The sequence below is a fragment of the Sulfoacidibacillus ferrooxidans genome, from assembly GCF_022606465.1.
GTDB classification, from domain to species: domain Bacteria; phylum Bacillota; class Bacilli; order Alicyclobacillales; family SLC66; genus Sulfoacidibacillus; species Sulfoacidibacillus ferrooxidans.
Genome location: NZ_JALBUF010000002.1, coordinates 189849 through 201702 on the forward strand (window position 1 = coordinate 189849; position 11854 = coordinate 201702).

General features: G+C 43.8%; 14 protein-coding genes. 13 read left to right on the forward strand and 1 reads right to left on the reverse strand.

Annotation, left to right across the window (positions count from 1 at the left end; genetic code table 11):
* The first annotated feature begins 88 nt into the window (after positions 1–88).
* From MM817_RS05570 to MM817_RS05615, 10 genes are all read left to right on the forward strand, one after another.
* Complete coding sequence (locus MM817_RS05570; RefSeq protein ID WP_241712456.1) at positions 89–1054, forward strand: ABC transporter permease; 966 nt, start codon at positions 89–91, stop codon at positions 1052–1054.
* Between the two features lie 11 nt (positions 1055–1065).
* On the forward strand, positions 1066–1971 hold the full coding sequence (gene opp4C / locus MM817_RS05575; RefSeq protein WP_241712457.1) for an oligopeptide ABC transporter permease: 906 nt from the start codon (positions 1066–1068) through the stop codon (positions 1969–1971).
* A 288-nt stretch (positions 1972–2259) separates the two neighbouring features.
* A complete protein-coding gene (locus MM817_RS05580) occupies positions 2260–3585 on the forward strand; it encodes an NRAMP family divalent metal transporter (protein ID WP_241712458.1) in 1326 nt (441 codons plus the stop codon).
* 36 nt (positions 3586–3621) lie between these two features.
* A complete protein-coding gene (locus MM817_RS05585; protein WP_241712459.1) occupies positions 3622–3867 on the forward strand; it encodes a hypothetical protein in 246 nt (81 codons plus the stop codon).
* Positions 3868–4011: 144 nt separating this feature from the next.
* Positions 4012–4617 (forward strand): TetR/AcrR family transcriptional regulator, encoded by a 606-nt coding sequence (locus tag MM817_RS05590; RefSeq protein ID WP_241712460.1) that lies wholly within the window; start codon positions 4012–4014, stop codon positions 4615–4617.
* A gap of 67 nt (positions 4618–4684) precedes the next feature.
* Complete coding sequence (locus tag MM817_RS05595) at positions 4685–5452, forward strand: electron transfer flavoprotein subunit beta/FixA family protein (RefSeq protein ID WP_241712461.1); 768 nt, start codon at positions 4685–4687, stop codon at positions 5450–5452.
* Positions 5453–5480: 28 nt separating this feature from the next.
* On the forward strand, positions 5481–6452 hold the full coding sequence (locus MM817_RS05600; protein WP_241712462.1) for an electron transfer flavoprotein subunit alpha/FixB family protein: 972 nt from the start codon (positions 5481–5483) through the stop codon (positions 6450–6452).
* A gap of 125 nt (positions 6453–6577) precedes the next feature.
* A complete protein-coding gene (locus MM817_RS05605) occupies positions 6578–6715 on the forward strand; it encodes a hypothetical protein (protein WP_241712463.1) in 138 nt (45 codons plus the stop codon).
* 166 nt (positions 6716–6881) lie between these two features.
* Positions 6882–7253 carry a hypothetical protein gene (locus tag MM817_RS05610; RefSeq protein ID WP_241712464.1) on the forward strand — a complete coding sequence of 124 codons (372 nt, stop codon included), beginning with the start codon at positions 6882–6884 and terminating at the stop codon, positions 7251–7253.
* Positions 7254–7558: 305 nt separating this feature from the next.
* Positions 7559–7903 carry a hypothetical protein gene (locus MM817_RS05615; RefSeq protein ID WP_241712465.1) on the forward strand — a complete coding sequence of 115 codons (345 nt, stop codon included), beginning with the start codon at positions 7559–7561 and terminating at the stop codon, positions 7901–7903.
* A 281-nt stretch (positions 7904–8184) separates the two neighbouring features.
* Here the strand turns inward: MM817_RS05615 and MM817_RS05620 are convergent, their stop codons facing one another.
* Positions 8185–9447 carry a glycosyltransferase family 2 protein gene (locus MM817_RS05620; RefSeq protein WP_241712466.1) on the reverse strand — a complete coding sequence of 421 codons (1263 nt, stop codon included), beginning with the start codon at positions 9445–9447 and terminating at the stop codon, positions 8185–8187.
* Positions 9448–9715: 268 nt separating this feature from the next.
* On the opposite strand from MM817_RS05620, the gene MM817_RS05625 reads away from it, so the two are divergent.
* From MM817_RS05625 to MM817_RS17230, 3 genes are all read left to right on the forward strand, one after another.
* On the forward strand, positions 9716–10282 hold the full coding sequence (locus tag MM817_RS05625; RefSeq protein ID WP_241712467.1) for a TlpA family protein disulfide reductase: 567 nt from the start codon (positions 9716–9718) through the stop codon (positions 10280–10282).
* Between the two features lie 32 nt (positions 10283–10314).
* On the forward strand, positions 10315–11046 hold the full coding sequence (locus MM817_RS05630; RefSeq protein WP_241712468.1) for a hypothetical protein: 732 nt from the start codon (positions 10315–10317) through the stop codon (positions 11044–11046).
* 146 nt (positions 11047–11192) lie between these two features.
* Positions 11193–11846 (forward strand): response regulator, encoded by a 654-nt coding sequence (locus MM817_RS17230; protein WP_241712469.1) that lies wholly within the window; start codon positions 11193–11195, stop codon positions 11844–11846.
* Positions 11847–11854: the final 8 nt, after the last annotated feature.

An 11854-nucleotide genomic window follows, 5' to 3' on the forward strand; every position in this document is an offset into this window, starting at 1 on the left:
CGCGTTTCACAGCTACACTGTATCCATATAGGGGCAGGTTGTATGACCTGCCCCACCTACTTCTAGATGTGGAAGGGGCATACTTGTTTTGGCAACCTATATTATTCGCCGCCTTCTTGGCTTAATTCCGACGTTGATTGTCATTACGATTATTGTGTTTATTCTCATGCACTTGATGCCTGGCAATGCATTTCTTGCCTTAACACAAAATCCTCATATTAAAGATGCGTCAGTGGTGATTCAACGCAAAGAAGCTGCAGCGGGTCTCAATCTGCCACTATGGCAACAATATGTTAACTGGGTCATGAATTTACTCCATGGAAATTTAGGATCTTCTTATCAGTACCAAGAACCAGTATCTCGACTGATTGGCTTCTCGTTACCTAATACTTTGACGCTTGCTATTACTGCAGAGATCATTGTATTGCTCATTGGTATTCCAATGGGGGTTTTACAAGCAAGTCGAGTCAACAAAGGGTTTGATGTAAGCACATCGTTTATTGCGGTGCTCTTGTATTCAATACCTGGATTTGTATTTGCATTATTCTTGATCTACATTTTCTCTTTTACGCTAAATATCCTACCGTCGTTTGGTACAGTCACACCTGCAGTGCCGTGGTCGGGTGATCTTGGTGATCGGATCTCTCATTTAATTTTACCTGCACTCGCTCTATCACTACCTTCCGTTGCATTTTATTCCCGCTTAACACGGGGCAATACGCTTCAAGTCATCGTTCAGGATTTTGTTCGAACAGCGCGCTCCAAAGGATTGCGCGATGGGCGAGTGTTATTTCGTCACGTGTTGCGAAACGCGATTATTCCTATCATCACGCAGTTTGGATTTGATATTGGTGGATTATTTAGTGGTGCCGTATTAATTGAGGAAATTTTCACATGGCCTGGCATGGGGGAACTCACTGTAAGCGCAAATTTAAATCGCGACTATCCTGTGATTTTAGCGACTACCCTTATTTTTGCGATAACAGTCCTGATCGGTAATCTGATTGCAGATATCCTGCTTGCGGTTGCTGACCCGCGAATTCGGTACAACTAGGAGTGAATAAAGTGGCTGTACAAGCGTTGCAAAAAAATATGAATGCATCAAACAAAAAAGAAAAAGTGAAGGCACCGTGGAAATTATCGTTACAACGTTTTATGCGCAATCGATTGGCATTGGCAGGTGCCATTATCTTATTAGCGATTGTCTTTGTCACAATAGCTGCACCGCTTTTTACTCCGTATAATCCCACTGCCATTAATATTATGAATACGAACTTGGCGCCGTCTGCTGCTCATCCGCTTGGAACAGACGGATCAGGATATGACAATCTAGCGCGGTTGCTGTATGGTGGGCGCGTAGACTTGACCGTTGCTGTAGCGGCTGCTGTGATGACCATGTTGATCGGGGTAGTCTACGGTGGGATTTCGGGATTCTTTGGTGGCTGGATCGACAATTTGCTTATGCGTTTTGTTGACATTATGTTAAATTTCCCCTTTATCCCGTTCATTCTTGCGTTAGAGGCGATTTTTAATACTTCAGGGGTCCTTATTTTAATTACTGTTGTATCTTTGACTGCGTGGCCGGGACCCGCGCGTTTTATGAGGGGTATTTTCTTACAATTGCGTGAGCAAGATTATGTGCTAGGAGCTGTTACCATTGGGGCTAGTAAATGGCGTATTATTTTTCGGCATATGTTGCCAAATACCATTAGTAGTTTAGCCGTTTTGGTGAGTATGGCTGTAGCAGGATATGTTGGATTAGATGCTGGTCTTACTTTTTTGGGTCTTGGGTTACCGCTGACGGTACCATCGTGGGGTGGAATGCTGAGTCAAGCATCCAATTATATCGATATGCGGACAGAGCCGTATCTATGGATACCTCCTGCGGCTATGATCATTTTAACGATCTTATCGGTTAATTTTATTGGTGACGGTTTGCGAGATGCATTTGATCCACAAGCGCGTTCCTGATCGTTAAGTGAATAAACGCAACTTATCCGTTGCGTGCAGTGAAATGTAAGTTGTATAGTGGGTAGAACACCAGGTCAACAATGGCCTGGTTTTTTTATTTGTAAGGTGTTGCAATTTTTGCACGTCAGGAATATAGTAAGGATGTAAGTGTCGCTTAGGAAACTTTTTTTCTTGAACGACAATATGTGTGATCGAGCTAAATTAGGGTTATGATTCTCATGGAACGTTGATCATGTGCAAGTCATATGAGCGGGTGCACTACAGTCCAATAAAGGAGGCATGTTGGTCATGTCGATGCAGGCTCCAAGCCGAGAAGATGCAGCACGAGCTCTTGATCGGATTAAAGTGGGTAGAGCAAGACAAGGACGGTCACGGCTGCGGTTGCTGTGGTTGCTCGTAGGTCCAGGCATTTTAGTGATGTTAGGTGAAAATGATGGACCGTCGATGTTGTCTTATTCAGCGACAGGTTCGCAGTTTGGCATTGGATTCTTTCTCCCGTTTGTCGTTTTTACATTTATGTTGGCTTTTGTGGCACAGGAGATTACAGTTAGACTTGGGGCCGTATCTAAGGCTGGGCATGCAGAGTTAATTTATCGGCGGTTTGGTAGGTTTTGGGGTAATTTTGCAATGATTGATTTGCTTTTTACGAATGTCTTAACTTTAATTACTGAATTTGTGGCAGTTGTTGCGGGCGCTTCATATTTTGGAATCTCAAAGTATATCGCAGTGAGTGTGGCTTTGCTTGTCGTGGTGGTAGCACTGAGTTCGCGGAGATACTGGTCGTGGGAAAGAATCACGATGGGGCTTGCCCTTCTCAATTTGATCTTTATACCTGTTGCCATCATGTCTCATCCGGATTGGAGTGCAGTGGGAGGCTCATTTTTAGACTGGTCTCCATTGCCTTCAGGAGGGCTCAACTCGAGTACAGTGATCATTTTATTATCAGATATTGGTGCTACGATTACACCGTGGATGCTGTTTTTTCAACAAGGGGCAGTTAGTGATAAAGGGCTTGCCGTGCGCGACATTAAATTAGGACGTATCGATACAGGGATAGGAGCGTTACTTGCGGCGCTAGCTGCGGTTGCCTGTATTATTGCCACTGCACCGCTGTATATTCATCACATGAATGCTGGTCAGTATGGTGCCGCACAGTTTGCACAAGCACTTGTACCCTATATTGGGCATGTTGCAGCTACATTGTTTGCCATTGGAATTCTTGAAGCGGGACTTGTAGCTATTGTAGCAATATCAACTTCTTCTGCGTATGCATTTGGTGAAGTCACGCAAAAGGCACATAGTTTAAATCGCCCCTTTCGTGAGGCAAAAGGATTTTACTCGATCTTGTTTTTGGTTGCTGCATTAAGTGGAGCTATCGTTCTCATTCCGGGCTTCCCACTGGAGTTTGTAGTCATCATTGTCAATGTGTTAGCTGTACTCACGATGCCACCTGCAATTGGGTTTCTGCTTCTCTTAGTCAATGACAAAGAGATTATGGGTGAACACCGCAGTGGTTGGTTTTTAAATATACTTGGTGTAGGCGTTGGTGTATTTGTTTCCCTTGCAGGTATTCTGTATGCAATCACAGTTATTTTCCCTAATCTTCAATTATAGATGGCTTCTTTTACTAGATAAGGCGAGGTGAAAAATATGTCGACGTCAACGTCAGAATTGCTGTATACATTACCGCAAGGTCGCAACCAATTAAAAGAATTACATGAGCGACCTGAACTAGTAGCGCAAACGCTTGAGGAACACCAAGAGGCTATTGAGAAAATTAGTAAATTAGGATTGAGACCACTTAGTCCGATGCTGAAAGTGACGATCTGGGGATTGCGACTCTATGTATTGTTTATGGTAGTTGTAGTGATTGTCAGCGCCATTCAAAACGTGTAATGCAAAAGTATGAATATACGGCTATGATCGAGAGGACTGCTTGTTAACATGCAGTTCTCTTTTTTTGTGGTTTCTCTTGACGAGTGATGATTGCTCATGTACTCTATATTTAGATGAATGAACAACCATTCGAGTAAAGGGGAGATGAATCTCATCGCACAGCGTAAGGATGCAGCCAAATATCACGCCATTCTCCAATCTGCAATTAAAGTGATGGCTGTGTCTGGCTATCACGGGGCGCAAGTGGCTCGGATTGCACGTGAGGCCGGCGTAGCTGACGGGACCGTTTACCTTTACTTTAAGAACAAAGAAGATATTCTTATTTCAGTACTGCGAGAAACGATCGGACAAATCGTGATGTTATCGACTTGGCTTGAAGGTGAACATCCAGAACCACTGATGGCACTGCACAAACTCATCGAAGGGCACTTTACGACGCTTGGTCAAGATCCGAATTTAGCTCTTGTCCTGCAAGTTCACGTACGTCAGTCTGACCCTGTAATTCGTGAACAAGTATCTGATATGATGCGACCGTATCATCGCATGTTGGATCGCATTTTATTATTAGGTCAGGAAACAGGCGTCTTTCGCGAACCATTTGATGTGCGTATCGCACGGCGGATGATTTTTGGCACAATTGATGAAACAGTGAATGCCTGGATATTTACAGGAGCTAAGTATGATTTATCAGCGCAGACAGATGTCGTATATGATATGCTTTTACGTGGTATTGGTGGCGATCGCAAGTGATGAGTGGCACTGTGGTTGTAAAGAATCAATGCAATCCATTCGAAACTATGAGTAGAGGAGAATCTCTATGAACATCATTGTATGTATCAAACAGACTTTTGATACGGAAGCTAAGATTGTACTAGATCATGGAACGATTAAAGAGGATGGCGTTCAATTTATTTTGAACCCTTATGATGAATATGCTGTTGAGGAAGCTTTGAAGATTAAGGAAGAACAAGGTGGAGAAGTTACTGTTGTTACGATTGGACCTGTTCGTGTAGAAGAGGCTATTCGTACAGCGCTTGCTATGGGTGCTGATGAAGCGATCCACATTGAAGATGAAGCAGCATTTGGAGATGAGTACACAGTATCAGAAGTTCTCGCAAGTGCCATTAAGCAAAAGCCTTTTGACTTAATCTTAGCAGGCAATCAGGCAGTGGATGACGGGTCTGGTCAAGTGGCGGTAAGACTCGCTCAGTTACTAGATATTCCTCATATTTCAACGATTACTAAACTAGAGATTAGTGGAACAAACGTGGTTGCACAGCGTGATGCAGAAGGCGACACAGAGATCGTAGAAGCGACTCTACCTGTGTTAGTAACAGCGCAACAAGGTCTCAATGAACCTCGTTATCCCTCTTTAATTGGTATTCGTAAAGCTGGGAAGAAACCGATCACAAAACTCACACTCAGTGATCTTGGATTAGATCACAGTCACATAGAGAGTAAGGTAACCACTGTGGAAGTTGTATTGCCTGCAGCCAAAGGCGCTGGTCGCGTTCTTGAAGGAGATACGGCAACACGCGTGCAAGAACTAGTAAAAGAACTGCGTCAGACAAGTAAAGTTTTATAATCTTAATCTGTGAAAAGGAGTGATTGTTGTGAAGAGGAAAGTATTGGTTGTCGCTGATTTACGGGCTAATCAGTTGCGTAATGTCTCTCTTGAAGCACTTGGTGGAGCTAACACGTTGGCAGATGGTGGAGAAGTTGCAGCTGTCGTTATTGGTCATGGAGTATCTTCTCTCGTGCAACCGCTTAGCGAACACGGTGCAAACCACGTATATGTCATTGATCATGCAGATCTTGCACAGTATGTTCCTGATGCGTATGAAGCGGCTGTCTCGCAAGCGATAGAAGCATTTGATCCGCAAGTGGTACTATTTGCACATTCTGCGATTGGCCGGGATGTAGCACCTGCACTTGCAGCTAAACACAAGGCCGGTCAAGTATCAGATATTATCCACGTAGAGTTAGCGGGAGATGATATGCTTTTTACACGTCCTATTTATGCAGGTAAGGCGTTTGCTAAAGTGAAGGCATCCGGGCATGTCGTTTTTGCGACGATTCGTCCAAATAACTTACCGATGCCAGAACAGACGAGCGAGCAAGCGGATGTTGTGAATATCGACTATGCTGCACCTGCAAATCTGCGGACGAAAGTGCGCGAGGTATTGAAGAAGGCTTCTTCAGGCGTGGATTTATCTGAAGCAAAAATCATTGTTTCTGGTGGCCGTGGCGTGAAAAGTGCGGATGGATTTAAACCCCTTTATGAATTGGCGGAAGTTCTAGGAGCTGCAGTTGGGGCATCGCGTGGAGCTTGCGATGCGGGATATTGTGACTATTCGATGCAGATTGGTCAGACGGGAAAAGTTGTAACACCTGATCTTTATATCGCATGTGGGATTTCTGGAGCGATACAGCATTTGGCAGGTATGTCTAACTCGAAAATTATTGTAGCGATTAATAAAGATCCAGAAGCGCCGATCTTTAAGGTAGCTGATTATGGAATCGTCGGCGATTTGTTTGATGTAGTGCCTGCCTTATCAAGTGAGGCGCGTAAGGTTCTAGCATAACTGCGAGTAACTGCTGATTTTTGAGATCATCTACTCCTGCCTAGGGTACTCGTCCACGCCGCTTCACTGTATTGTCATACGATGAGGTAAGCGGGGGAGTCAAATAGTGCAGGGGGGTCATGACATTGACAAAAGTACGCAGATATCGTCGTTCGAAAAAAGAAAGACTTAATCTTGCATTGCGTCACATTGATATTGCAGAGCGGGAGATGCGCATCGCACGGCGTCTTGTTGCAAGTGTACGAAATGATTTACGCTATTAATACTGTTACAACATGTGCTGTCCCTAGTAGTGCTTACCTATCATGTGGGTAAGCACTACTTTTTTATTTGTTGATGAAATTCCTTGAAGCTTCTCGTGCTACAATAGATAGGTGATCGAAGGATAGTCGTTATTTTGATACGGGTATAAAGGAGAGCATCGCTTGTATGACAAATTCAGTTGTAATGTCATTTGCTAACTTTCTTCAAAAACAATCATTTTCAACTACGATGTGGGATAAAGGCTATGGTCCTGACGAAGTCAATAAAGTATGTGGCGAGATGACTCGTTTTATGCAAGCGGAGTTAGGTATTCCAGGAGAGTTTATTGTCCTATGGGCAGAAAGCGATGGGATCATCTTCTATGGTGACTCGGAGTTAGCGTATGCGGTTAATGAGCGAGCCTATCTTTTACCAAATCCTTATATCGAAGGTGACTCAGAGGGATTTGTTAGTGCTCTGTTGAAAATTACGTCTGGATTGCAAGCAGAGCTCTACGATGTACCGATTAAACATCGAGTTCTCTTTAATGCCATATAAATGACTGTAGAAGGCAAAGAGAAATCCTGCAAATTATACGCGGGATTTCTTTTTGTCTCAGTAGGTAGATGTGTATTTATTGATTCCCCCTGATATTCGCCCTCGCGGTTTGAGCCTGTGTCGCATTACTTACAATGTGCAAACAAATGAAGATGATTGGGGGATGAAAGATCATGGGAGTTTTTGGTGGATATACCCGTTGGGCAGTAGTGTTTCTCATTATCTTTGTACTGTTCTTCTTGCTGGTACCGACCTATACCACACAATGCACGACAGTCCCAGTCTACTAGAGGGGAGTTGTCGTCATGGGGATGACAGGAGTTCGGCAGCAATGCTTAGGATGTCAAGGCGGATGGGTGCAGTTTCGTACTCGTTATGGCCTTCACCAAGGAATGGTGCAACAAGTTCGCAGTAATTCTGTATTGATGAAGGTTCCTGCGCAGTACGCTCCTAGTTTAGCCACATTTGAAGTATCTGACGAAGCAAAACTGGATATGGCTCTCGCACAGTGGGGGGGCGGTTATCCAGGTTATGGTGCCGGATACGGTGGCGGGTACGGCGCTCCAGGTGCCGGTTGGTGGGGCGGAGGATACTGGTGGTGGTGGCTCGCATTTGGAGCGATCTTCTGGCTATCTTTCCTCTTCTGGTAAATAGGTTAGGTTAGAAAACAGAGCTGTGACTACTATCCAACGCATATCCAAGGTCCGGGGGGTACAGGATATTTGGTGCGGGAAAGTCACAGCTCTGCTTTTCATAGAGGTTGTTCAAAAAGGGGTCAGAACTCCCCGGCACATGGCAGCGTCAGCGCTAAGAACGCTCCCTCACGTACCCAAAACGTACGCTCAGTCCACATTCTTGGCTTGCTTCCTTGCACTGCACGGGTCTTACCTGCTCCCTTTTTGAATAGGCTCTAATAGAAAAATAAACTTTTTTATAAGCGTTTTGCTTCAGCACTTTGTAATTCATGATGATGAATAGCACGCGTATGCACCGTGTGATTCCATGTGTTATTTTTCCTTGTAAAGAGTGCAGTTAAAATAACTGGAATCCAAGTCAATGTGAAAATTGGGAATAGTGGAATCGCAAGGAATGCCACCCAACTTACGCCATCAAGAATAAGAGCTACTACCATCTGCAAAATAACTAAAAAATTTAAGCTGATCATTACCCACGGTGGAATAATGGAAAAGATCGTACTAAGCCACGTCGGGGTCGAGCCACTTGCTTGAAAGAGTAAGGTAATGGCTGCTGCAAAAATGATTAAAAAACTCGTCGGTTGAAAAAGATACACTGCTGCATCAAGTTTTGCCCAGCTACGATCTCGCAACCCACGTCCTAATAGTGGTAAGGTATAGCGTTCACTGCATCGAAAGTGGCCGCGCATCCAACGCAATCTCTGACGCATGGAGGCTGCAAGTGTCAGTGGCTTTTCATCATATACGCGAGCTTCGTGAGCCCATTCTGGAATAATCCCCATCGTAACGCATTTAGCACCGAATTCCGTATCCTCTGCAAGAGTGGTTGCATCCCAGCCTAGTTGTTGTAAGAGGGTCTGATCAATACATAACCCCGTCCCACCTAGAGCACATGGTAAACCGAGATTCTTGCGAGATAACTGCCACATGCGATTGGTATACCAGTAAGAGAGTGCCATCGAGACAGAAACCCAGGAATCAAATGGATTTTTAGTGTCTAAATAACCTTGTACAACTTGTTTTCCATTCAGCAATTTATCATTCATGACCGTTAAAAAATTGTGACTGACCAGATTATCCGCATCAAAAAATACAATTGCATCAAAGATCTTCGGTTGTTGTTTTAACTGTTCAAGAATCCAAGCGATGGCAAAACCTTTTCCACGGTTATTTTTCGTTGAACGCTCATAAACAGTGGCGCCTGCTTGTCTAGCCACATCTGCTGTGAGATCATCGCAGTTATCAGCGATGACAAAGATGTCGTAGAGGTTATTTGGATAATTAAGTTCATGTAAATTGGCAATGAGCGGTGCGATCACCTGTGACTCATTGTGTGCTGGAATGACAATTGCAAAGCGTTTTTGCGGAGACTGATACACGCTTTGTTTGGGGGATTTCAGAGAAAACAGGGAGATTGCAATCTGATACACCCCAATTGCAATTGCTGCAATCTGGACGATAATACAGAGTGCATCGACCAGCGTCAGCCAAACTGGCATTTAAACGTCCTCCATTCATCCTAATGGTTGCGGTTTACATAAGAGTAACTTATGGTACTAGAGACCATAGCAAAAAACAGATATTCAAAAGGAAACAAGCTCTACGATTGTTAGACGGGAACAACACTTGAAAAGTTCATTCTTATCTTACCCCAGCGAAAAATAAGTACACTTCACTCATTTTGTATCATTCGATACATGCTATAAAGTGTACGGCAAATGTGGATTAAATGCAAAATTGCTTGTCCCAATGAGCTATACTAGGAGAATGATGGTACTAAATATGAAACGAAGGCGCACATGGTTAACTGGTCTACTTGTTTTCATTTTAGGTTGTGCAATCATTGTCAATCAACATCCAGGGAAATTAGCTCACATTCCAGAGGAGGGATATTTAGCTCCAAGCTTTACATTAGAGACAGTGCAGGGACAATCGTTGAATATAACACAACTGAAAGGGAAACCGCTTATGATTAATTTTTTTGCATCATGGTGTCCCCCATGTCAGGCGGAAGCTCCAGATTTAGTGAAGATGGATGCTTTGTATCACTCGCAAGTTACATTTATTGGTGTGGATATGACGGAAAGTGATTCGCGTTCTGCTGTAATAACTTTTATGAAAAAAGTTGGCATTCAATATCCTGTGCTCTTAGACTCCGTAGGGAAGGTCGCTAAAGAATATGATGTCATCTCGATTCCGACGAGTTTCTTCATTAATTCTAAAGGAGTCATTGTAGATCGTGTGGAAGGGGCATTGAGTCAGAGAACGCTGCAAGCAGAGTTGTCTCAACTAGTGAAGATTTCACCAGAGAGTAAAGCTTCACAGCAGAGGTGAGGGAATGAGGGCAGTGGAAAGGAGGACTCATAATGAGTGAACTGTATGGAGGCATTCACCTTGGACCATTTACGCTCTATTATTCATGGCTGGGAACCTTTTTGTTTGTATTGGTCACTGTATTTACAGCAAAATGGTATGCCAGCAAACAGCATGTAGAAGAAGTGGATGATTTTATCGATGTATTCATTGCTAGTTGTACGATGTGGCTCGTTGTGTGGAAAGTATCTGGTATGCTCTTTGTCCTACATGATTTGTTTCGAGTACCAGCAAAGGTTCTTTTTGCAGCCCCAACAGCTGCCTCAGGGATGATCGCAACTGCAGTCGTCATCTTGTATATCGGGTATAGTATTTGGCGAGGCCATTTGGTAATGAGTCGCATGTTTGATCTGATCGTTGTCAGTTTTACTGCTGGGCTTATTCCTTATTGTTTATTTCATTTACAGTTGGGACAACAAATGCCACGTCCGTTCGGTATTGCGATGGAAGGTGGGCAATTTGCACCAGTGAATGTTTATGAAGTCATCATACTGTGTGTGAATATAGGGATTCTTTGGAGTGCACTACGCACAAGGGATACAACGGTTTCGAAAACTGTGATTGGATTCTATGTTGTGGCATTAGATAGTATAGGTTCGCTGTTTGTTTCCTTATTTTCCAATCATGATGTACTGTGGGGCTTCTTATCTCCTTGGCAGTGGGGATTGCTTGCTCTTGCCTGTGTAGGTTTATGGGGAATGACACGTGATCGGGTAGCATCGTAGTCTAAATGGACTAGATGGTTAGTTCAAACGGTGGTGTTATCATTGAGATAATGGTGTCACACTATAAGGAATGATGAGACGGGTTACACAAGTGTATCTTGATTAAAATAGGGTAGTATGATGTTATACGTGAGGAGAGATGCGTTGTGGGAATTAGAGTAGCTGTAGTAGATGATCACCACCTGTTTCGCAAAGGTGTTATCGGTATCCTTCAAACATCTCCCGACTTTGACGTAATAGGAGAAGCGGAAAATGGGCGCGAGGCTGTGGAACTTGTTCAATCTCTCCAGCCGGATGTTTTGATTATGGACTTATCAATGCCACAGATGAATGGGTTTGAAGCGACGCGCCGCATTCGAGAGCTACATGTGCCTGTAAAAATTTTAATTTTGACAGTGAACGAGGAAGAACATGCTTTATTTGATGCGATTAAGCATGGTGCGCAAGGATATATGATCAAAACGGCAGATCCTGATGAGTTGTTACATGCGGTGCACAGCGTGGCACTTGGGGAAGCAGTTGTGCCGAGCAATCTTGCCCTTAAGATCCTCTCTGATCTGTCGCGTCCAAAGCGTCAGGAGATTGTCGGCGATGCAGTAGAGCCGCTCACAGCAAGAGAAATTGAGGTGCTAAGAGAGCTTGGAACAGGTGCTCCTAACAAGGATATTGCAAAGAGGCTGTACATTAGTGAAAATACAGTACGCAATCACGTGAGAAATATATTGGATAAGTTGCATATTTCTAATCGCGTAGAAGCTGCTACTTATGCGGTGCGCGAGGGATTGACTAAAAATCCGTAAATGAGATC

Coding starts and splice junctions, on each gene's coding strand:
- MM817_RS05615 (WP_241712465.1), top strand. CDS start 7,559: ATGGGGATGACAGGAGTTCGGCAGCAATGCTTAGGATGTCAAGGCGGA.
- MM817_RS05610 (WP_241712464.1), top strand. CDS start 6,882: ATGACAAATTCAGTTGTAATGTCATTTGCTAACTTTCTTCAAAAACAA.
- MM817_RS05590 (WP_241712460.1), top strand. CDS start 4,012: ATGAATCTCATCGCACAGCGTAAGGATGCAGCCAAATATCACGCCATT.
- MM817_RS05620 (WP_241712466.1), bottom strand. CDS start 9,447: ATGCCAGTTTGGCTGACGCTGGTCGATGCACTCTGTATTATCGTCCAG.
- MM817_RS05595 (WP_241712461.1), top strand. CDS start 4,685: ATGAACATCATTGTATGTATCAAACAGACTTTTGATACGGAAGCTAAG.
- MM817_RS05585 (WP_241712459.1), top strand. CDS start 3,622: ATGTCGACGTCAACGTCAGAATTGCTGTATACATTACCGCAAGGTCGC.
- MM817_RS05630 (WP_241712468.1), top strand. CDS start 10,315: ATGAGTGAACTGTATGGAGGCATTCACCTTGGACCATTTACGCTCTAT.
- MM817_RS05580 (WP_241712458.1), top strand. CDS start 2,260: ATGTCGATGCAGGCTCCAAGCCGAGAAGATGCAGCACGAGCTCTTGAT.
- MM817_RS05625 (WP_241712467.1), top strand. CDS start 9,716: ATGATGGTACTAAATATGAAACGAAGGCGCACATGGTTAACTGGTCTA.